The sequence below is a fragment of the Klebsiella sp. PK18 genome, assembly GCF_057784655.1.
Genome location: NZ_CM173493.1, coordinates 1,385,846 through 1,405,178 on the forward strand (window position 1 = coordinate 1,385,846; position 19,333 = coordinate 1,405,178).

Here is a 19,333-nt window from a genome sequence, read left to right on the forward strand (position 1 = left end):
AAGCGACGCCGCTGCCGGGTGGCCAGCCGCCATCCGGCCGTTACAGCCAGTCGCGCACCTGAATAAACTCGCTCAGCGCCGCCTCGGGACTGCCGGGCTCGGGCTGATAATCATATTCCCAGCGCACCAGCGGCGGCATCGACATCAGAATCGACTCCGTACGCCCGCCGGTCTGCAGGCCGAACAGGGTGCCGCGGTCCCAGACCAGATTGAACTCGACGTAGCGGCCGCGGCGATAGAGCTGAAAGTGGCGCTCGCGCTCGCCGTACGGCGTGGCTTTTCGGCGTTCGACGATGGGTAAATAGGCGTCAGCATAGCCGTTCCCGACCGCCTGCATAAAGGCGAAGCAGTGGTCAAAATCCGGGGTATTCAGGTCGTCAAAGAACAGACCGCCGATACCGCGCTGCTCCTGGCGGTGCTTGAGGTAGAAGTAATCATCGCACCATTTTTTATAGCGCGGATAGACTTTCTCGCCGAACGGCAGACACAGATCGCGGGCGGTACGATGCCAGTGGACGGCATCCTCTTCAAAGCCATAGTAAGGGGTTAAATCGAAGCCGCCGCCGAACCACCACACCGGGTCGGCGCCAGGCTTTTCGGCAATAAAGAACCGCACGTTGGCATGGCTGGTGGGCACATAGGGGTTAAGCGGATGAACCACCAGCGAGACGCCCATGGCTTCAAAGCTGCGTCCGGCCAGCTCCGGGCGATGGGCCGTTGCCGAGGCGGGCATCGCATCGCCATGGACGTGAGAAAAGTTAACCCCGGCCTGTTCGAACACGTTGCCGTCGCGCAACACCCGGCTGCGCCCGCCGCCACCGCCTTCCCGCTGCCAGGCGTCTTCAATAAACGGTGCGCCATCGACAGCGCTCAGCTGCTGGCAAAGGTTGTCCTGGAGCTGGAGCAGAAAAGTTTTAACCTGCGCGGCATCGGGTTTCATTAACGTCTCTTCGAATGGGCTTTCTGGTTATCGAACCAGTGGAAATAGCTGATAATGCCGTTGGCAATCGCGGTGGCGATTTTCTGCCGGAAAGCGGTGGTGCCGAGCAGTTTCTCCTCGTTCGGGTTGGTGATAAACGAGGTTTCCACCAGCACGGACGGAATGGACGGCGACTTCAGCACCACGAACGCCGCCTGCTCGGTATTGCGGCTGTGTAGCTTATGCACCGGTTTGATCTTTTTCAGGATATGCGAGCCCAGCGTCAGGCTGTTTTTAATGGTGTCGGTCTGCACCAGATCGAACAGCACCTGCTGCAGCAGATGATCTTTATCGGTTGCTTTCTTACCGGCAACTTCATCGGCGCGGTTTTCGCGGTCGGAGAGGTATTTTGCCATGGCGCTACTGGCGCCGCGGTTTGACAGCGCAAACACCGAGGCGCCGGCGGCGCTCGGGTTGGTGAAGCCGTCGGCATGGATCGACATAAACAGATCGGCGCCGTGCTGATGGGCAATCTCCACGCGGTCGTACAGCGGGATAAAGGTATCGCCGGTGCGGGTCAGGCGGGCGTCGATGCCGTTGCTGCGCAAAATGCTGCGCACGTTCTTAGCGATCGCCAGCACCACATGCTTCTCTTTCGAACCGTTATGGCCGATAGCCCCGGTGTCGATACCGCCGTGGCCCGGGTCGAGCATCACAACGCGGCGGGCGCCGGCTTTTTTAGCGGCGGGTTTGCTGTGTCCATTTGATGTTTTCAGTGGCTGCTCTTTTGCGCTGACCTGTGCGGCGACGCCACTCAGCGTCATCGCAGCCAGCCCGGCTTTCAGCACCTGACGGCGCGAAGCAAGTATTTTTAAGGGTTTAAAAGTGCTCATTCGGCCTGAATTGTAAACAAGTGATGTCCAATGTTATATCGTATCGCGTTTGCCGTTACGACCATTCAAAATAAGAATTGTTTTACTTTTCATTTCAATACATGACAAAGTCATATTATGCCATTTTTTGTCGCTGATTTCGCCTGATATTGGCTATCAGTTATATTCGCGCCATAATCACTGTTTTTAACCGTCAATGGTGGGGAATACCATGGAGATTCGCGTTTTTCGCCAGCAGGATTTCGAAGAGGTTGTGACGCTGTGGGAGCGCTGCGATCTGCTGCGCCCGTGGAACGATCCGGAGATGGATATTGAGCGCAAGCTGAATCATGACGTCAGCCTGTTTCTGGTGGCGGAAGTGAATGGCGAAGTGGTCGGCACGGTGATGGGCGGATATGACGGTCATCGCGGATCGGCCTATTATCTCGGCGTCCATCCGGAATATCGTGGCCGGGGTATCGCGAACGCGCTGCTCAACCGGCTCGAGAAAAAGCTCATTGCCCGCGGCTGCCCGAAAATCAACATTATGGTTCGTGAAGACAACGACGTGGTGCAGGGAATGTATGAGCGGCTGGGCTATGAATACGCCGATGTCCTGACCCTGGGCAAGCGTCTGATCGAAGATGAAGAATACTGAGTTTATCCCCGCCGATTTTGATGCCCATGGCCGTCTGCGCCTGCCTTTGCTCTTCTGGTGCGTGCTGTTGTTGCAGGCCCGCACGTGGGTGCTGTTTTTGATGGCCGGCGCATCGCGCCAGCAGGGCGACGCGATTCTTAATCTGTTCTATCCCGATCACGACCGCTTCTGGCTCGGTTTACTCCCCGGCGTGCCGGCGGTGCTGGCCTTTCTGCTTAGCGGCTACCGTCAGCGCCTGCCGCGCGCGTGGCGGGCGATGCGCTGGCTGCTGGTGCTATCGCAATTGCTGCTGTTGCTGTGGCAGCCGATGCTATGGCTGAGCGGCGAATCTCCCTCCTCGCTAACTATCGGGCTGCTGGTGGCGGATGGCTATGCCCTGTGGTGGCTGTTAACCAGCCGTCGCCTGGGCGCCTGTTTTCACCAGACCACCTTTTAAGGGCACTTTTTGCCGATCGTGAACTCCAACATGCGTTGAATGACTCAGAAAGGATTGTGATATGAAATCGCTACGTTTAATGCTCTGTGTGCTTCCGCTGGCGCTGACCGGCTGCTCCACGATGAGCGCAGTCAACTGGTCGGCGGCCTATCCGTGGAACTGGTTTGGCGCTTCCACCGAGGTGACCGAGCAGGGAGTGGGTAAACTGACGGCTTCCACGCCGCTCAACGAACAGGCTATTAGCGATGCGCTGGGGAGCGACTACCGTTTACGCAGCGGGATGAAGACCGATAAGGGCAATATCGTCCACTATTTTGAAGCGCTGAAAGACAACAGCGTGGCGCTGACCATCAATGGCGACAACGGTACCATCAGCCGGATTGACGTGCGTGATGCCGAAATCAAAACCGCCAGCGGCGTGAAAATCGGCACACCGTTTAGCGACCTGTACAGCAAAGCTTTCGGCAACTGCCAGAAAGGCAGCAATGACAATGGCGCGGTCGTCGAGTGTCAGGCCGAGGGGAGCCAGCATATCAGCTATGCCTTTACCGGCCACTGGAGCGGCCCTGACGAGCTGATGCCCTCCGACGATACGCTGAAAAACTGGAAGGTCAGCAAAATTATCTGGCGTCGCTAAATTGATCTGAAGAGACACGACGGCCCTGAAAAACGGTTACAATGGCGCGTTAGCAACGCGATAGCGTTGTAGTTGCATCATTTCAGGAGGAGCGATGTCTCAGGTTCAGAGCGGCATTTTGCCGGAACATTGCCGCGCGGCGATTTGGATTGAAGCCAATGTCAAAGGGGACGTTAACGCCCTGCGCGAAGCGAGCAAAAATTTTGTCGATAACGTGGCCACCTTCCAGGCTAAATTCCCCGACGCCAAACTCGGGGCGGTGGTGGCGTTCGGCAATAACGTCTGGCGTCAGCTGAGCGGCGGCGAAGGGGCGGAAGAGTTAAAAGATTTCCCGGTCTATGGCAAAGGGCTGGCGCCGTCCACCCAGTATGACCTGCTGATTCATATTTTATCCGCCCGTCATGAAGTTAACTTCTCGGTGGCGCAGGCCGCGATGGCCGCCTTTGGCGACGCTATCGACGTGAAAGAAGAGATCCACGGTTTCCGTTGGGTGGAAGAGCGTGATCTCAGCGGCTTCGTCGACGGCACCGAAAACCCGGCGGGGGAAGAAACCCGCCGCGAAGTGGCAGTCATTAAAGACGGTGTGGACGCGGGCGGCAGCTACGTGTTCGTCCAGCGCTGGGAGCATAATCTCAAACAGCTGAACCGCATGAGCGTAGCGGATCAGGAGATGATGATCGGCCGTACCAAAGAAGCCAACGAAGAGATCGATGGCGACGAGCGTCCGGTCACGTCGCACCTGAGCCGCGTGGACTTAAAAGAAGATGGCAAAGGGCTGAAAATCGTCCGTCAGAGCCTGCCGTACGGCACCGCCAGCGGCACCCATGGTCTCTATTTCTGCGCCTACTGCGCGCGCCTGTATAACATTGAGCAGCAGCTGCTGAGCATGTTCGGCGATACCGACGGCAAACGCGACGCGATGCTGCGCTTCACTAAACCGGTGACCGGCGGCTATTACTTCGCGCCATCCCTGGAGCGTATTCAGGCGCTGTAATTTCCCCCCTCACCCTAACCCTCTCCCCAGGGGGGAGAGGGAACCGTTCGGTGCGGTTATGGAATCTGCGTGCGGACTCTCTTTCTCCCTCTCCCTCAGGGAGAGGGGCGGGGTGAGGGCATCGGCGACTCAAGCGCTTCAAGTATTCTCTGCATCACCGCATCTTCATACTCTTCAAACTCATTATTCCAGAAGCGTAAAACCCGCCATCCCTGGCTCTGTAGCCAGCGGGTGCGGCGAACATCGTAGGCACGCCTCCATCGTGTTGGCCGCCGTCCAGTTCAATCGCCAGCCGTGTTGCGCAGCAGGCAAAATCGAGAATATAGGGACCAACGGGATGCTGGCGGCGAAACTTATAGCAAGCAAAATGGCGGTTGCGCAGTCAGTACCCTGGTCGACGTTCTGCGGGCGTTAAGCTACGTCTGAGCTGATGAGCAAATATCGGTGTGTTTTTCATATAAACACAGTGCACGCCTGGCTGCCGTTTGTCACAATGACACGTCTAATCTGCGAGCCGCTTTCAGCAAAGCTTTGCCAGTTGCTTATTCTCTTTTCGACTTCCAAATCGCCAAACGGTATATAAAACCGTTACTCCTTTCGTACCCGTTATAAATATGATGATCATCAGAAAATGTTCAACGTTGATAAGGGTGCGCAATGGCCGTTAAATCACTGAAAAAAGGATATCTGGCGCTGGCGGCTTCCATGCTGCTGGCCGCGCAGGCGCAGGCGACGGAGCTGTTGAACAGCTCCTATGATGTCTCCCGCGAGCTGTTTGCCGCCCTTAACCCGCCTTTTGAGCAGCAGTGGGCGAAGGACAATGGCGGGGACACGCTGACGATTAAGCAGTCGCATGCCGGTTCATCCAAGCAGGCGCTGGCTATTTTGCAGGGCCTGAAGGCGGACGTGGTCACCTACAACCAGGTGACGGACGTGCAGATCCTGCATGACAAAGGCAACCTGATCCCGGCCGACTGGCAAAGCCGCCTGCCGAACAACAGTTCACCATTCTATTCGACGATGGGTTTCCTGGTGCGTAAAGGCAACCCGAAAAACATTCATGACTGGAACGATCTGGTTCGCTCTGACGTCAAGCTGATTTTCCCGAACCCGAAAACCTCGGGTAACGCCCGATACACCTACCTGGCGGCATGGGGCGCGGCGGATAAAGCCGACGGCGGCGATAAAGCCAAAACCGAACAGTTTATGACCCAGTTTCTGAAGAACGTCGAAGTCTTTGATACCGGCGGACGCGGGGCGACCACCACTTTTGCTGAACGCGGCCTGGGCGATGTGCTGATTAGCTTCGAATCGGAAGTGAACAATATTCGTAAGCAGTATGAGGCGCAGGGATTTGAAGTGGTGATCCCGAAAACCAACATTCTGGCGGAGTTCCCGGTGGCATGGGTGGATAAAAACGTCAAAGCCAATGGCACGGAAAAGGCGGCGAAAGCCTACCTGAACTGGCTCTACAGCCCGCAGGCGCAAACCATCATTACCGACTACTACTACCGGGTAAACAACCCGAAAGTGATGGACGCCCTGAAGGATAAATTCCCGCAGACCGAGCTGTTCCGCGTAGAGGACAAGTTTGGCTCCTGGCCTGAGGTGATGAAAACCCACTTCGCCAGCGGCGGCGAACTGGACAAACTGCTGGCGGCGGGGCGTAAGTAATGTTTGCTGTGTCGTCCAAGCGCGTGCTGCCGGGCTTTACCCTGAGCCTCGGCACCAGCCTGCTGTTTGTCTGTCTGATTTTGTTATTACCACTCAGCGCGCTGGTGATGCAGCTGGCGCAGATGAGCTGGGCGCAATACTGGGATGTGATCACCAATCCGCAGGTGGTGGCGGCCTATAAGGTGACGCTGCTGTCGGCGTTTGTGGCCTCGATTTTTAACGGCGTCTTTGGTCTGCTGATGGCCTGGATCCTCACTCGCTATCGTTTTCCTGGCCGCACGCTGCTGGATGCCTTAATGGATCTGCCGTTTGCGCTGCCGACGGCGGTGGCCGGCCTGACACTGGCTTCGCTGTTTTCGGTTAACGGAATTTACGGTGAATGGCTGGCGAAGTTCGATATTAAAGTGACCTATACCTGGCTCGGCATCGCCGTGGCGATGGCCTTCACCAGCATCCCGTTCGTGGTACGTACCGTGCAGCCGGTGCTGGAGGAGTTGGGACCCGAGTATGAGGAAGCGGCGGAAACGCTGGGCGCGACGCGCTGGCAGAGTTTCCGCAAAGTGGTGCTGCCGGAGCTGTCGCCGGCGCTGCTGGCGGGCATTGCCCTGTCGTTTACCCGTAGCCTCGGCGAGTTTGGCGCGGTGATTTTTATCGCTGGCAACATCGCGTGGAAGACAGAGGTGACCTCGCTGATGATCTTTATTCGTCTGCAGGAGTTTGACTATCCGGCGGCGAGCGCGATCGCCTCGGTGATCCTGGCTGCCTCACTGCTGCTGCTCTTTTCCATCAATACCCTGCAGAGTCGCTTTGGTCGACGCGTGGTAGGTCACTAATGGCGGAAGTTACTCAATTGAAACGCTACGACGCGCCCCGCATCAACTGGGGGAAATGGTTTCTGATTGGCGTCGGGATGGTGGTCTCCGCCTTCATCCTCGTGGTGCCGATGCTCTATATCTTTATCCAGGCCTTCAGCAAAGGGCTGATGCCGGTGCTGGAAAACCTGGCCAACCCGGACATGCTGCATGCCATCTGGCTGACGGTGATGATTGCGTTGATTACCGTACCGGTGAACCTGGTGTTCGGTACGCTGCTGGCCTGGCTGGTGACACGTTTTACTTTTCCCGGCCGCCAGCTGCTGCTGACGTTACTGGATATCCCGTTCGCCGTCTCGCCGGTGGTGGCCGGTCTGGTGTATCTGCTGTTTTATGGCTCTAACGGCCCGCTGGGCGGTTGGCTTGATGCGCATAACCTGCAGATCATGTTCGCCTGGCCGGGCATGGTGCTGGCGACCATCTTTGTCACTTGTCCGTTTGTGGTGCGCGAGCTGGTGCCGGTGATGATGAGCCAGGGCAGTCATGAAGATGAAGCCGCGGTGCTGCTGGGCGCTTCCGGCTGGCAGATGTTCCGCCGGGTGACGTTGCCGAATATTCGCTGGGCGCTGCTGTACGGCGTGGTATTGACCAACGCCCGCGCCATCGGCGAATTTGGCGCAGTGTCGGTAGTCTCCGGTTCGATTCGTGGAGAAACGCTGTCGCTGCCGCTGCAAATTGAACTACTGGAGCAGGATTACAATACCGTCGGCTCGTTTACCGCTGCGGCCCTGCTGACGTTAATGGCTATTCTGACCCTGTTTTTAAAGAGTATGTTGCAATGGCGTCTGGCCAATCAGAAAGAACGCGCGCAACAGGAGGGAAATCATGAGCATTGAGATTGCCAATATTAAGAAATCGTTTGGTCGCACCCAGGTGCTGAATGATATCTCGCTGGATATCCCTTCCGGACAAATGGTTGCGCTGCTGGGGCCCTCGGGCTCCGGAAAAACCACCTTGCTGCGAATTATCGCCGGGCTGGAGCATCAGACCAGCGGTCATATCCGCTTCCACGGCACCGACGTCAGCCGGATGCACGCCCGCGACCGTAAAGTGGGTTTCGTCTTCCAGCACTATGCGCTGTTCCGTCATATGACGGTGTTCGATAACATCGCCTTTGGCCTGACCGTGCTGCCGCGCCGTGAACGACCCAATGCGGCGGCGATTAAAGCCAAAGTGACCAAACTGCTGGAGATGGTGCAGCTAGCCCATCTGGCTGATCGCTATCCGGCGCAGTTGTCCGGCGGCCAGAAACAGCGTGTGGCGCTGGCGCGCGCGCTGGCGGTGGAGCCGCAAATTCTGTTGCTGGATGAACCCTTCGGCGCGCTGGATGCGCAGGTGCGTAAAGAGCTGCGCCGCTGGCTGCGTCAGCTGCATGAAGAGTTAAAATTTACCAGCGTGTTCGTCACCCACGATCAGGAAGAGGCGCTGGAAGTTGCTGACCGGGTGGTGGTGATGAGTCAGGGCAACATCGAACAAGCCGATGCCCCGGAGCGCGTGTGGCGTGAACCGTCGACCCGTTTCGTACTGGAGTTTATGGGCGAAGTAAACCGCCTGCAGGGCATCATCCGCGGTGGACAGTTCCACGTTGGCGCGCACCGCTGGCCGTTAGGCTATACCCCGACATATCAGGGGCCGGTGGATCTGTTCCTGCGTCCGTGGGAAGTGGACATCAGCCGCCGGACCAGCCTGGATTCCCCGCTGCCGGTGCAGGTGCTGGAAGCCAGCCCGAAAGGGCACTACACCCAATTAGTCGTTCAGCCTCTGGGGTGGTATGACGAACCGCTGAGCGTGGTGCTGGCAGGCGATGAGGCCCCGTCCCGCGGCGAACGGCTGTTCGTTGGCCTGCAAAACGCGCGCCTGTATAACGGTACCGAGCGTATCGAGCCGCGCGGCGAGCTTGCTCTGGCGGAGTCGGCCTGATAGCTTATTGAGCAGGTCTATCGCCCGGTAAGGCTACGCTTTCCGGGCCTGGAGTTTTTACGCGTCTTGTAGGCCGGGTAAGCGAAGCGCAACCCGGCTTTTTTATTGAGTAAAAATCGTGAATACACTCGAACACACCATCGGCAATACCCCTCTGGTCAAGCTTCAGCGTCTGGGTCCGGACAACGGCAGCGAAGTTTGGGTCAAACTCGAAGGCAATAATCCGGCAGGCTCGGTAAAAGACCGCGCCGCGCTGTCGATGATCGTCGAAGCGGAAAAGCGCGGCGAAATTCAGCCCGGCGACGTGCTGATCGAAGCGACCAGCGGTAACACCGGTATTGCGCTGGCGATGATCGCCGCGCTGAAAGGCTATCATATGAAGCTGCTGATGCCTGACAACATGAGCCAGGAGCGCCGGGCGGCGATGCGTGCCTACGGCGCCGAGCTGATTCTGGTCACTAAAGAGCAGGGAATGGAGGGGGCCCGCGACCTGGCTCTTGAGATGGCGCAGCGCGGAGAGGGCAAACTGCTCGATCAGTTTAACAACCCGGATAACCCCTACGCTCACTACACCACCACCGGGCCGGAAATCTGGCAGCAGACCGCGGGGCGTATCACCCACTTTGTCTCCAGCATGGGGACCACCGGCACCATTACCGGCGTATCGCGCTTTTTGCGCGAACAGAGTAAACCGGTGGCCATTGTCGGCCTGCAGCCGGAAGAGGGCAGCAGTATTCCCGGGATCCGTCGCTGGCCGGCAGAGTATATGCCGGGGATCTTTAACGCTTCGCTGGTGGATGCGGTGCTGGATATTCATCAGCAGGATGCCGAGAATACCATGCGCCAGCTGGCGGTGCGGGAAGGCATTTTCTGCGGCGTCAGTTCCGGCGGCGCGGTGGCGGGCGCGTTACGCATTGCCCGTGAAAATCCTGGCGCGGTGGTGGTGGCGATCGTCTGCGATCGCGGCGATCGTTACCTTTCCACCGGCGTGTTCGGCGAAGAACATTTTAGCCAGGGGGCTGGCATTTAATCATCAAGCAGGTCGGTGCCGTAGGAGTTATCGACCGTACACAGCCAGCGCTCGCCCTGCTTCTGAAAGACATAGGTGGCGCGCCGTGTGACCTGGGATATCCCGTCCGCCGTCGGGATATCCAGCCGGGTCTCCATAATCACCAGCGCATTGCCGCCGCCTTCAATAACCTCCATTTTCCCCTGAGTCACCACCAGTCGGTGCTGGAAATAGTCGGCAATGGCGATAAAGGCTTTGCGGATATTCTCTTTCCCTCTGACCACCATGCCCGGTTTGACGACCAGCGCGGCGTCTTCTGCGTAATAGGCCATCAGGGTATCGTAATCTTCCTGTGAGATAGCGCGGTCGCAGGCTTCAATGACCGCCTTCAGTGCCAGGTCAGTGTGATGCATCTCTGGTGCTCCTTCTTGTGAGCGATTTGTCCGCCACCGGGACTGTTTTATTCGTCCGGGCGAGCAGGGTATGCAGGTAAGACTGTGCCTGCTTTCGTTTGCTTTTTCATTAATTTATCGGCAGCTGCCATCACTCACCTGTGCGGCAGATGCTTCAACATGCCGAATGATACGGCCTGCATCAGGGTTGGTTTAAGACCAGCGCAATATCAGCCGCCAGGCGGGAAATCTCAGCGTCACTCAGACGGCCCAGCGACAGGCGCAGCCCGTGCGCAGGTGTTCGGACACCAAATATTTCCCCCTCCCGGACCAGCCAGCCGGCGCGGGCCAGGCGTAAGGCGTAGGGCTGGCTCGCCGCTGGCAGCGGCAGCCAGAAATTAAGGCCATCGCCAGGCGTAGCATGGCTGTGGCCGTGCCGGGCCAGCGCCGCCGCCAGTTTCTCATTCTGCTGGCGATAATGACGACGGGTCTCCGTCATCGAGGCGATAAACGCCTCATCGGTCAGACAGGCCAGCGTCAGGTCCTGCAGCAGATGGCTGACCCACTGGCTGCCGGCGTTAAGCCGCAGGCGCAGCGCCGCTGAGGTATCGGCATCGCTGGCGATAAAGGCCAGCCGCAGGTCTGGCCCGAGGGTTTTTGACATTGAGCGCACAAGCGCCCAGCGTTGCGTGCTTGCAGGAAGAGGGGAGTGCCATGGCGTGGCCGACAGCAGGGCAAAATGGTCATCAACAATCGCCAGTACCTGCGGATAGCGGGCCAGCACCTCCCGCAGGGCATGCGCCCGGGTTTCCGTCAGGCTACAGCCGGTAGGATTATGCGCGCGCGGGGTTAAGATCACCGCCCGTGCGCCGTTGCGTAACGCCTCCTCCAGGCCGTCAGGATCCATCCCCTCGGCATCAACCGCTACCGGGCAGGGGGTAAAGCCGGCGTAACGCACCATATTGATGCTGCTGAGAAAACAGGGATCTTCCACCACAACGCCGTCGCTGGGCAGCAGCAGAGCGCTCAGCAGACGCTCCAGGGCGTCAATCGCTCCGCTGGCGAGATTCACCGCAAAGGGAACCGCTATCTCTTTGGCAAACCACGCCTCGGCCCATTGACCAAGCCGCGGCTCGATGGGAGCATCGCCATACAGGCGTGGTGTGCGGGCAAGCTGGCCCAGATAACGGGTTAATTCAGGCAGTCTGGCGGGGTCCGGATTGCCGCTGGAGATATCGTTCAGCGGCGTCGTTGGGTCACCGCCCTCCAGCGCCGGCAGCGGATCCCGTGCTTTAATGGCCGTGCCGTTTCGTCCCTGGCTGACGGCCAGCCCGGAGGTGACCAGCCGTTTATAGGCGGCGGCGACGGTATTGCGATTCACCTCCAGCTGGCTGGCGAGCTCGCGTACCGGTGGCAGAACCTCTCCGGGCCGCAACCCACCGCTCTGCACCAGATGGCGGATATGATCGAAGATATCGCTGGCGGTTTTTCCGGTAAACATTATTGACCTATGACAAAATGAAATTTAGCATAGGACGAATCATAATCAGTGCGTGACCCGCTGTCCAGCGGGGGGAGAAAAGATGGGCCAGCAAGATGACATACAATCAGTGCTCTTTCACGACACAAGCCGGGCGTCGGAAGTCGATATCGTCGCTGTGCAGTCCCAGGTAGTCTATGGCAGCGTTGGCAACAGCATCGCGGTTCCGGCCATTAAACAGCACGGTTTGCGCGTGCTGGCGGTGCCGACGGTACTGTTCAGCAATACGCCCCATTATGAGACGTTCTATGGCGGCATTATTCCGGAGGAGTGGTTTGTCGGGTATCTGCAGGCGCTGGAGGAACGCGACGCGTTGCGCGAACTGCGTGCAGTGACCACCGGCTATATGGGCAACGCCGTGCAAATCGAACGTCTGGCGCAGTGGCTGACGCGGGTGCGGGCCCGCCATCCCGGGCTGTGCATTCTGGTGGATCCGGTCATCGGCGATGTCGACAGCGGCATCTACGTTAAGGCTGAGATCCCGGACGCCTATCGTCAGCATCTTCTGCCACTGGCGCAAGGGATCACCCCCAATCTGTTTGAGCTGGAGACGCTGAGCGGCCAGCGCTGTCGCAATCAGCAGGAGGCGGTCGCCGCGGCGCGAAGCCTGCTGTCAGATACCCTCAAATGGGTGGTGATCACCAGCGCGCCGGGAGAGGCGCGTTCGACGATAAATGTGCTGGTGGTGACGGCCGATGCGGTGGAGGTGGTGGCCCACCCGCGGGTGGAAACGGACCTGAAGGGAACGGGCGATCTGTTCTGTGCAGAGCTGGTGAGCGGTCTGCTCACCGGCCTGGCGCTGGGGGCGGCGACGCAGGCTGCCGCCCGGCGCGTGCTGGAGGTCATGAACTGGACTGCCGCGCAGGGGTGTGACGAACTGATCCTGCCGCCACGGGAGAAAAACTGATGAAAAGCTATCGGTTAGTGATCCGCCAACAGGGGCGTATTGTCGGTCATTTTGATACCACAGGGGAGGCGGCGCTGGAGGATGCCTGCGTAGCGCGGTCGCTGTTCGGCCTGGCCGGAGGGTACCAGTGCGATCTGCTGGTCTCTGACAGTGAGCGTCGTATTCTGGAGAGCACGCCGGAGGGATTGCGCATCTTGTCCCGGGAGAAGTGCTATCAGCCGGTGACCAGCGCGATATAAAAAAATGGCGCCTTTCGGCGCCATTTTTATGCAGCAAGCATTACTTCTTGATGCGGATAACCGGGGTTTCACCCACAGTTACGCTACCGGACAGTTTGATCAGCTCTTTGATCTCGTCCATGTTGGAGATAACCACTGGCGTCAGGGTAGACTTGGCTTTCTCTTCCAGCAGCGGCAGATCGAATTCGATAACCGGGTCGCCGACTTTCACGCGCTGGCCTTCTTCAGCGATACGCTTGAAGCCTTCGCCTTTCAGTTCAACGGTATCAATACCGAAGTGAACGAACAGCTCGATGCCGCTATCAGATTCAATAGAGAACGCATGGTTGGTTTCGAAAATTTTACCAATGGTACCGTCTACCGGCGCGACCATTTTGTTGCCGGTCGGTTTGATGGCAATCCCATCGCCCACAATTTTTTCCGCAAAAACCACATCCGGCACGTCTTCGATGTTGACGATCTCACCGGAGAGGGGAGCAATAATCTCAATAGTTCCGGTGTCTTTCTTGTCATCAGAAACCAGAGATTTCAATTTATCAAACAAACCCATGATCTTCTCCTAAGCAGTAATTTGGGCCGCGCATCTCTTGGATTAGCAGGTTGTTTTTTCTTCAATGAACTTGTTAACCAGCGTCATTAACTCGTCCGTTGTCGGTTGAGCAAGAGCCTGCTCTGCTAATACTTTCGCATCTTCGAAGTTCGTATTACGAATAATCTTCTTGATGCGCGGGATGGAAATGGCGCTCATAGAGAATTCGTCCAGCCCCATACCCAGCAACAGAAGTGTAGCACGTTCATCGCCCGCAAGCTCACCGCACATGCCAGTCCATTTACCTTCAGCGTGAGAAGCATCAATAACTTGCTTAATCAGATTCAGTACAGACGGTGACATCGGCTGGTAAAGATGTGAAATCATATCATTACCACGGTCAACTGCCAGAGTATATTGCGTTAAATCATTGGTGCCGATACTAAAGAAATCAACTTCTTTGGCCAGATGACGAGCAATGGTCGCCGCAGCCGGTGTTTCCACCATCACGCCGATCTCAATGGATTCGTCAAATGCTTTACCTTCGTCACGCAGTTCCTGTTTGTAGATTTCGATCTCTTTCTTCAGCGCACGCACTTCTTCAACAGAGATGATCATCGGGAACATAATGCGCAGTTTACCGAAAGCGGAGGCACGCAGGATGGCGCGCACCTGATCGCGCAGGATTTCTTTACGATCCATCGCGATACGCACGGCACGCCAGCCGAGGAACGGGTTCTCTTCTTTCGGGAAGTTCATGTACGGCAGCTCTTTGTCGCCGCCAATGTCCATGGTACGCACGATAACGGCCTGAGAGCCACAGGCTTCAGCCACCGCTTTATAGGCCGCAAACTGCTCTTCTTCAGTTGGCAGCGCGTCACGGTCCATGAACAGGAATTCGGTACGATACAGGCCAACGCCTTCGGCGCCGTTGCGCTCAGCACCTTCGACATCGCGAACGGTACCAATGTTGGCGCAGACTTCAACCTGATGGCCGTCGAGGGTAATCGCCGGCAGATCTTTCAGTTTCGCCAGTTCGGCTTTTTCTTCCGCAACCTGAGCCTGCAGATTACGCAGCGCTTCAATTTGCTCGTTAGACGGGTTGACCAGAACCTGGTTGTTCACCGCGTCGAGAATCAGATAATCGCCGTTTTTCACCTGCGCCGTGATGCTGCCGGTGCCCACGATGGCCGGCAGTTCCAGGGAACGCGCCATGATGGAGGTGTGAGAGGTACGGCCGCCCGCGTCGGTGATGAAGCCCAGCACTTTTTTCAGGTTCAGCTGTGCGGTTTCAGACGGGGTCAGATCGGCGGCGACGAGGATGACTTCATCCTGAATCGCGCTCAGATCGATAATCGACAGACCAAGGATGTTGCGCAGCAGGCGCTTACCGATGTCGCGTACGTCAGCCGCACGTTCTTTCAGGTATTCATCGTCCAGCTCTTCCAGGGCAGTGGCCTGACCTTCGATAACTTCATTGGCTGCCGCGTCGGCAGTCATGTGCTTATCTTTAATCAGGGCTATGATTTCCTGCTCAAGCTCCTCATCTTCCAGCAGCATGATATGCCCTTCGAAGATGGCTTCTTTTTCTTCACCGAAAGTTTCACCAGCTTTGGTTTTGATGACCTCCAGCTGGGCGGAGGCCTTGGCGCGGCCGCTCAGGAAACGTTCGACTTCCTGATCAACCTTATCGGCAGAAATTTTCTTCCGGTCGATGACAATTTCATCTTCCTTCAGCAGCAGTGCTTTGCCGAAGGCGATACCCGGGGATGCTAAAATGCCTGAAATCATAACCCTACCTTACTTGTGACTGATATGAAAAAGAACCCGTGAACTTACTCGAGTTCAGCCATCAGTTTAACCAGATGCTCAACAGCTTTCTGCTCATCTTCGCCTTCAGCGGAGAGGGTCACTACGGTGCCCTGGGTCAGGCCCAGAGTCTGCAGTTTGAACAGGCTTTTGGCGCTGGCGCTTTTGCCGTTGGAGGTTACAGTGATCTCAGAAGTGAAGCCTTTAGCTTCTTTAACAAACTGAGCAGCAGGGCGGGTGTGCAGACCGTTCGGAGCGGTAATGGTAACTTCTTGCTGGAACATTATATTTCCCCAACTTATAGGTTTAGTGTTGTGGACCTAAAGTCTAGTCTAACGACTCGACTTTAGCCTGTATTGTTAGCGCCGGCGTTACGTTTCCGGCCTTGGCGTCGGCAGCGCCTGGCGCTGCGAAGACCTGCGGGCCATTGACGTCTAGCACGTCATTAAACATTATGCCGCGAAAGGAAGACTTGAACCAAATCATAAAATCGATTCAGCTGGCGGAAATCCTCTTCTGAATAATTTCGCGCATCAAAATAAATGTGCTGGTTAAATACCAGACCCTACGAGGTGAATCAATGCCAGGAGGGGTAAAACTTTGACGTATGCCACAAAAAAGCACCTGAAAAGGTGCTTTTTTACACATTATTTACAAGCTGGCACTACTGTTGCAATTCTTTCTCAGTGAAGAGATCGGCGAACAGCGCGGTGCTTAAATAACGCTCACCTGAGGAAGGCAGGATAACCACAATATTCTTATTGGTAAAGGCCTCATCTTCCTGCAGCTTCAGCGCGGCGGCAACAGCGGCCCCGGAAGAGATACCCGCCAGGATGCCTTCTTCTTCCATCAGACGGCGCGCCGTGGAGATAGCTTCCTCGTTGGTAATGCCGATCACTTTGTCCACCAGCTTCAGATCCAGGTTGCCAGGAATGAAGCCGGCGCCGATGCCCTGAATTTTGTGCGGGCCCGGCTTGAGCTCTTCACCCGCCAGCGCCTGGGAGATGACCGGCGAATCGGTCGGTTCGACCGCGACGGTGATCAGATCTTTTTTGCCCTTGGTATTTTTAATGTAGCGGCTGACGCCGGTCAGCGTACCGCCGGTGCCTACGCCAGAGATAAAGACGTCCACCTGACCATCGGTGTCTTCCCAGATTTCCGGGCCGGTGGTCTTTTCGTGGATTTCCGGGTTAGCCGGGTTGCTGAACTGCTGCAGCAGCAGGAATTTTTCCGGGTTGCTGGCGACGATCTCTTCCGCTTTCTGAATAGCGCCTTTCATGCCTTTTGCGCCTTCGGTCAGTACCAGGTTGGCGCCCAGCGCTTTCAGCAGTTTGCGGCGCTCAATGCTCATGGTTTCCGGCATGGTTAGCGTTAGCTTGTAGCCGCGGGCCGCCGCTACGTAGGCGAGGGCGATACCGGTGTTGCCGCTGGTCGGTTCGACCAGTTCCACGCCAGGTTTCAGAACGCCGCGCTTTTCAGCATCCCAGATCATATTGGCGCCGATACGGCATTTTACGCTAAAGCTCGGGTTACGAGATTCTACCTTTGCCAGGATACGGCCGTTACCAATGCGGTTCAGTCGTACCAGCGGCGTGTGACCGATAGTCAGGGAGTTGTCTTCAAAAATCTTACTCATGGCCCGTCCTTAACTGTATGAAATTTGGGGGTACGGCATCAGCATACCCGCTTAAAGAATATGCGGAAGTAAGGATTTAGCATATCTATATGCGGAAGGGAAATAATGATAAGCAAGAAGGAATAAGCGAGATATAAGGAGCGGCCTCAGCCGCTCCCGGGGTGAACATGTTGGGGCTATTTCCAGACCGCGTGTTTATCGCGATAACAATCGACCCACATCGCGGTGGCGCCGCAGATGGCCACCGGCAGGATCACCAGGTTTAACACCGGGATCATGGTAAACAGACTGGTGAGCGCCCCAAACTGCATATTCATCACTTTGCGGCTGCGCAGCGCTTCGCGCATGGTCCTGAAGGGGACCTTGTGATTATCAAAGGGGTAATCGCAGTATTGAATCGCCAGCATCCATGCGCTGAACAGGAACCAGAGTACCGGGGCCACCGTCTGGCCAACGCCGGGTATAAAGTAGAGCAGCAACAGCACGATGGCGCGGGGCAGGTACCAGGCCAGCTTCTGCCACTCACGTTTCATGATGCGCGGAATATCCTTCAGGATGCCAAAGACGCCGACGTCCGGCGGGGTGGCGCCAGTCAGACGCGCTTCAAGTTGTTCCGCCAGCAGGCCGCTGAACGGCGCAGCTATCCAGTTGGCGATAGTCGAAAAGAAGTAACCAAACACCAGCAGAATCGAGAGCACCACCACCGGCCACAGCAGGTAATTCAGCCACTGCAGCCAGTCCGGCACATGGCTCATCAGCGAGGGGATCCAGCTGTCGAGACGGGTAAATAGCCACCAGAAGGCTCCGCCCATCAGCAGCACGTTAACCAGCAAAGGCAAAAAGACATAACGCCGTATGCCAGGCAGCCCGATGAGTTTCCAGCCCTGCGAAAAATAATAAACGCCGCTACGCGGGGTCGGTGCGGATGATGAAACCATAGCCAGGCAATGCTCCTTTTTTAACATCCAGTGTGAATGCTCGCTTATTTTATCGGGTCGCCAGACAATAACCAGTTAGGAAATGTTCGAAAAAACAGCAAAAAGCACGATTTAGTTCATCTTTATGTGGTGAAAGCGACCGACGCACTTGCACTTGAGGTAATCGGCAAATACTCTTAGTGAGTAAATGTTTGCCGTGGTGGCAAGGTGTTAGAACAACAGAGAATATAATGATGCAGGATTTGCGTCTGATATTAATCATTGTTGGCGCGATCGCCATAATCGCTTTACTGGTACATGGTTTTTGGACCAGCCGTAAAGAACGTTCTTCGATGTTTCGCGATCGCCCACTGAAACGTATGAAGTCGCGCGACGATGAGTCGGAAAACGAAGACTTTGATGATAATGTTGAAGGCGTAGGTGAAGTCCGCGTTCATCCGGTCACTCACGCCCCGCACGGCGCGCATGGGGAGCATGAAGCCCCTCGTCAGGCGCCGCAGCACCAGTACCAGCCGCCTTACGAGCGCCAGATGCAGCAGCCTGTGCGTCCTGATGAACCGGTTCGCCAGCCGCAGCAATCGCCGCGCCAGGCCCCGGTTCAACCGCAGGGACAGCAGCCTGTGCCGCATGCGGCTGTGCAGCCTGGCTGGCAACAGCCGCAGCCCGCGCAGCCGTCCGTGCAACCCCAACATCAGCCGCAGCCCGTTGTGCAGCAGCCCGTCGCACCACAGCCGGTGACGCCGACCGTTGCCCAGCCGCAGCCAGCCGCCCCGCAGCAGCCTGTGCCACAGCCTGTTGCCGCGCCGCAGCCCGCCGTGGTCGAGCCGCAGCCGGTAGAGCCGCAGCAGCCTGCCGCGCCGCAGCCGAAAGAGCGTAAAGAGACGGTCATTGTGATGAACGTCGCCGCCCATCACGGCGCACAGCTTAATGGCGAGGTGCTGATCAACAGCATCCAGCAGGCCGGCTTCAAGTTTGGTGAAATGAATATTTTCCACCGCCATCTGAGTCCGGATGGCAGCGGCCCGGTACTGTTCAGTCTGGCCAACATGGTGAAGCCGGGGACCTTCAATCCGGACAGCATGGCGGATATGATGACCCCTGGGGTGACTATTTTTATGCAGGTCCCTTCCTACGGTGATGAACTGCAGAACTTCAAGCTGATGCTGCAGTCTGCGCAGTATATCGCCGATGAAGTGGGCGGTGTGGTGCTTGACGATCAGCGTCGCATGATGACGCCGCAAAAACTGCGTGAATACCAGGATCGTATTCGCGAAGTGAAAGACGCGAACGCCTGACGTCCCGCGTTATCTCAACTCCTTCTCAACCCCCGCCTGTCGGGGGTTTTTTATCAT

Annotated in this window: 21 protein-coding genes and 1 pseudogene; 12 read left to right on the forward strand and 10 right to left on the reverse strand. The window is 57.0% G+C overall.

Annotation, left to right across the window (positions count from 1 at the left end):
• Positions 1–40: 40 nt before the first annotated feature.
• Together hemF and amiA are read right to left on the reverse strand one after the other, a co-directional pair.
• Positions 41–940, reverse strand: a complete 900-nt coding sequence (gene hemF, locus AC3EMD_RS06795) for an oxygen-dependent coproporphyrinogen oxidase (RefSeq protein WP_008803860.1) — start codon at positions 938–940, stop codon at positions 41–43.
• On the reverse strand, positions 940–1,812 hold the full coding sequence (amiA, locus tag AC3EMD_RS06800) for an N-acetylmuramoyl-L-alanine amidase AmiA (RefSeq protein ID WP_008803861.1): 873 nt from the start codon (positions 1,810–1,812) through the stop codon (positions 940–942). The genes hemF and amiA overlap by 1 nt, the downstream gene beginning before the upstream one ends.
• A gap of 211 nt (positions 1,813–2,023) precedes the next feature.
• On the opposite strand from amiA, the gene AC3EMD_RS06805 reads away from it, so the two are divergent.
• The 4 genes from AC3EMD_RS06805 to AC3EMD_RS06820 all read left to right on the forward strand — a co-directional run bounded on the left by AC3EMD_RS06805 (position 2,024) and on the right by AC3EMD_RS06820 (position 4,516).
• Positions 2,024–2,449, forward strand: a complete 426-nt coding sequence (locus AC3EMD_RS06805) for a GNAT family acetyltransferase (protein WP_002913637.1) — start codon at positions 2,024–2,026, stop codon at positions 2,447–2,449.
• The gene (locus AC3EMD_RS06810) at positions 2,436–2,885 is read left to right on the forward strand and encodes a DUF2919 domain-containing protein (RefSeq protein WP_131024918.1); all 450 of its coding nucleotides are present in this window, start codon (positions 2,436–2,438) and stop codon (positions 2,883–2,885) included. The genes AC3EMD_RS06805 and AC3EMD_RS06810 overlap by 14 nt, the downstream gene beginning before the upstream one ends.
• A gap of 61 nt (positions 2,886–2,946) precedes the next feature.
• Positions 2,947–3,522: an RpoE-regulated lipoprotein gene (locus AC3EMD_RS06815; protein ID WP_064180496.1), complete on the forward strand. Its 576-nt coding sequence runs from the start codon at positions 2,947–2,949 to the stop codon at positions 3,520–3,522.
• 94 nt (positions 3,523–3,616) lie between these two features.
• Positions 3,617–4,516 carry a Dyp-type peroxidase gene (locus tag AC3EMD_RS06820; RefSeq protein ID WP_012967474.1) on the forward strand — a complete coding sequence of 300 codons (900 nt, stop codon included), beginning with the start codon at positions 3,617–3,619 and terminating at the stop codon, positions 4,514–4,516.
• Between the two features lie 95 nt (positions 4,517–4,611).
• Here the strand turns inward: AC3EMD_RS06820 and AC3EMD_RS06825 are convergent.
• A pseudogene (locus AC3EMD_RS06825) lies at positions 4,612–4,973 on the reverse strand (endonuclease domain-containing protein).
• Positions 4,974–5,173: 200 nt separating this feature from the next.
• Between AC3EMD_RS06825 and cysP the strand changes: the two are divergent.
• The 5 genes from cysP to cysM all read left to right on the forward strand — a co-directional run bounded on the left by cysP (position 5,174) and on the right by cysM (position 10,012).
• The gene (cysP, locus tag AC3EMD_RS06830; RefSeq protein WP_008803866.1) at positions 5,174–6,190 is read left to right on the forward strand and encodes a thiosulfate/sulfate ABC transporter substrate-binding protein CysP; all 1,017 of its coding nucleotides are present in this window, start codon (positions 5,174–5,176) and stop codon (positions 6,188–6,190) included.
• A complete protein-coding gene (gene cysT / locus AC3EMD_RS06835) occupies positions 6,190–7,023 on the forward strand; it encodes a sulfate/thiosulfate ABC transporter permease CysT (RefSeq protein WP_002913626.1) in 834 nt (277 codons plus the stop codon). Before cysP ends, cysT begins: the two co-directional genes overlap by 1 nt.
• On the forward strand, positions 7,023–7,898 hold the full coding sequence (cysW, locus tag AC3EMD_RS06840) for a sulfate/thiosulfate ABC transporter permease CysW (RefSeq protein WP_008803867.1): 876 nt from the start codon (positions 7,023–7,025) through the stop codon (positions 7,896–7,898). The genes cysT and cysW overlap by 1 nt, the downstream gene beginning before the upstream one ends.
• Positions 7,888–8,982, forward strand: coding sequence for a sulfate/thiosulfate ABC transporter ATP-binding protein CysA (gene cysA, locus AC3EMD_RS06845; RefSeq protein WP_012540937.1), 1,095 nt, complete (start codon positions 7,888–7,890; stop codon positions 8,980–8,982). The genes cysW and cysA overlap by 11 nt, the downstream gene beginning before the upstream one ends.
• Positions 8,983–9,100: 118 nt before the next feature.
• Complete coding sequence (gene cysM, locus AC3EMD_RS06850; protein WP_012540938.1) at positions 9,101–10,012, forward strand: cysteine synthase CysM; 912 nt, start codon at positions 9,101–9,103, stop codon at positions 10,010–10,012.
• On the opposite strand, the gene AC3EMD_RS06855 is transcribed toward cysM, so the two are convergent.
• Entirely contained in the window at positions 10,009–10,404 is a 396-nt protein-coding gene (locus AC3EMD_RS06855; RefSeq protein WP_008803870.1) for a YybH family protein, read from the reverse strand. The two genes, cysM and AC3EMD_RS06855, sit on opposite strands and share 4 nt — an antisense overlap.
• A gap of 181 nt (positions 10,405–10,585) precedes the next feature.
• Positions 10,586–11,884 carry a MocR-like B6 salvage transcription factor PtsJ gene (gene ptsJ, locus AC3EMD_RS06860; RefSeq protein ID WP_302073999.1) on the reverse strand — a complete coding sequence of 433 codons (1,299 nt, stop codon included), beginning with the start codon at positions 11,882–11,884 and terminating at the stop codon, positions 10,586–10,588.
• A gap of 82 nt (positions 11,885–11,966) precedes the next feature.
• On the opposite strand from ptsJ, the gene pdxK reads away from it, so the two are divergent.
• Both pdxK and AC3EMD_RS06870 read left to right on the forward strand, forming a co-directional pair.
• Positions 11,967–12,830, forward strand: a complete 864-nt coding sequence (gene pdxK, locus AC3EMD_RS06865; RefSeq protein WP_012540940.1) for a pyridoxine/pyridoxal/pyridoxamine kinase — start codon at positions 11,967–11,969, stop codon at positions 12,828–12,830.
• Positions 12,830–13,069, forward strand: coding sequence for a hypothetical protein (locus AC3EMD_RS06870; protein ID WP_012540941.1), 240 nt, complete (start codon positions 12,830–12,832; stop codon positions 13,067–13,069). The genes pdxK and AC3EMD_RS06870 overlap by 1 nt, the downstream gene beginning before the upstream one ends.
• A gap of 40 nt (positions 13,070–13,109) precedes the next feature.
• Here the strand turns inward: AC3EMD_RS06870 and crr are convergent, their stop codons facing one another.
• From crr to cysZ, 5 genes are all read right to left on the reverse strand, one after another.
• Positions 13,110–13,619, reverse strand: a complete 510-nt coding sequence (crr, locus tag AC3EMD_RS06875) for a PTS glucose transporter subunit IIA (protein WP_008803873.1) — start codon at positions 13,617–13,619, stop codon at positions 13,110–13,112.
• A 42-nt stretch (positions 13,620–13,661) separates the two neighbouring features.
• Complete coding sequence (ptsI, locus tag AC3EMD_RS06880) at positions 13,662–15,389, reverse strand: phosphoenolpyruvate-protein phosphotransferase PtsI (protein ID WP_302074000.1); 1,728 nt, start codon at positions 15,387–15,389, stop codon at positions 13,662–13,664.
• Between the two features lie 44 nt (positions 15,390–15,433).
• Positions 15,434–15,691, reverse strand: a complete 258-nt coding sequence (gene ptsH / locus AC3EMD_RS06885) for a phosphocarrier protein Hpr (protein WP_002913505.1) — start codon at positions 15,689–15,691, stop codon at positions 15,434–15,436.
• 380 nt (positions 15,692–16,071) lie between these two features.
• Entirely contained in the window at positions 16,072–17,043 is a 972-nt protein-coding gene (cysK, locus tag AC3EMD_RS06890; RefSeq protein WP_012540942.1) for a cysteine synthase A, read from the reverse strand.
• Positions 17,044–17,219: 176 nt separating this feature from the next.
• Complete coding sequence (gene cysZ / locus AC3EMD_RS06895; RefSeq protein WP_032733405.1) at positions 17,220–17,981, reverse strand: sulfate transporter CysZ; 762 nt, start codon at positions 17,979–17,981, stop codon at positions 17,220–17,222.
• Between the two features lie 230 nt (positions 17,982–18,211).
• Between cysZ and zipA the strand changes: the two genes are divergently transcribed.
• Positions 18,212–19,276: a cell division protein ZipA gene (gene zipA, locus AC3EMD_RS06900; protein ID WP_302074001.1), complete on the forward strand. Its 1,065-nt coding sequence runs from the start codon at positions 18,212–18,214 to the stop codon at positions 19,274–19,276.
• Positions 19,277–19,333 lie beyond the last annotated feature (57 nt).

Excerpts from the sequence above, each read along its gene's own strand:
- cysA (WP_012540937.1), top strand. The coding sequence starts at position 7,888 with ATGAGCATTGAGATTGCCAATATTAAGAAATCGTTTGGTCGCACCCAG.
- cysW (WP_008803867.1), top strand. The coding sequence starts at position 7,023 with ATGGCGGAAGTTACTCAATTGAAACGCTACGACGCGCCCCGCATCAAC.
- AC3EMD_RS06870 (WP_012540941.1), top strand. The coding sequence starts at position 12,830 with ATGAAAAGCTATCGGTTAGTGATCCGCCAACAGGGGCGTATTGTCGGT.
- cysP (WP_008803866.1), top strand. The coding sequence starts at position 5,174 with ATGGCCGTTAAATCACTGAAAAAAGGATATCTGGCGCTGGCGGCTTCC.
- AC3EMD_RS06855 (WP_008803870.1), bottom strand. The coding sequence starts at position 10,404 with ATGCATCACACTGACCTGGCACTGAAGGCGGTCATTGAAGCCTGCGAC.
- AC3EMD_RS06805 (WP_002913637.1), top strand. The coding sequence starts at position 2,024 with ATGGAGATTCGCGTTTTTCGCCAGCAGGATTTCGAAGAGGTTGTGACG.
- ptsH (WP_002913505.1), bottom strand. The coding sequence starts at position 15,691 with ATGTTCCAGCAAGAAGTTACCATTACCGCTCCGAACGGTCTGCACACC.
- cysZ (WP_032733405.1), bottom strand. The coding sequence starts at position 17,981 with ATGGTTTCATCATCCGCACCGACCCCGCGTAGCGGCGTTTATTATTTT.
- hemF (WP_008803860.1), bottom strand. The coding sequence starts at position 940 with ATGAAACCCGATGCCGCGCAGGTTAAAACTTTTCTGCTCCAGCTCCAG.
- crr (WP_008803873.1), bottom strand. The coding sequence starts at position 13,619 with ATGGGTTTGTTTGATAAATTGAAATCTCTGGTTTCTGATGACAAGAAA.
- cysK (WP_012540942.1), bottom strand. The coding sequence starts at position 17,043 with ATGAGTAAGATTTTTGAAGACAACTCCCTGACTATCGGTCACACGCCG.
- ptsJ (WP_302073999.1), bottom strand. The coding sequence starts at position 11,884 with ATGTTTACCGGAAAAACCGCCAGCGATATCTTCGATCATATCCGCCAT.
- ptsI (WP_302074000.1), bottom strand. The coding sequence starts at position 15,389 with ATGATTTCAGGCATTTTAGCATCCCCGGGTATCGCCTTCGGCAAAGCA.
- pdxK (WP_012540940.1), top strand. The coding sequence starts at position 11,967 with ATGGGCCAGCAAGATGACATACAATCAGTGCTCTTTCACGACACAAGC.
- AC3EMD_RS06810 (WP_131024918.1), top strand. The coding sequence starts at position 2,436 with ATGAAGAATACTGAGTTTATCCCCGCCGATTTTGATGCCCATGGCCGT.
- AC3EMD_RS06815 (WP_064180496.1), top strand. The coding sequence starts at position 2,947 with ATGAAATCGCTACGTTTAATGCTCTGTGTGCTTCCGCTGGCGCTGACC.
- amiA (WP_008803861.1), bottom strand. The coding sequence starts at position 1,812 with ATGAGCACTTTTAAACCCTTAAAAATACTTGCTTCGCGCCGTCAGGTG.
- zipA (WP_302074001.1), top strand. The coding sequence starts at position 18,212 with ATGATGCAGGATTTGCGTCTGATATTAATCATTGTTGGCGCGATCGCC.
- AC3EMD_RS06820 (WP_012967474.1), top strand. The coding sequence starts at position 3,617 with ATGTCTCAGGTTCAGAGCGGCATTTTGCCGGAACATTGCCGCGCGGCG.
- cysT (WP_002913626.1), top strand. The coding sequence starts at position 6,190 with ATGTTTGCTGTGTCGTCCAAGCGCGTGCTGCCGGGCTTTACCCTGAGC.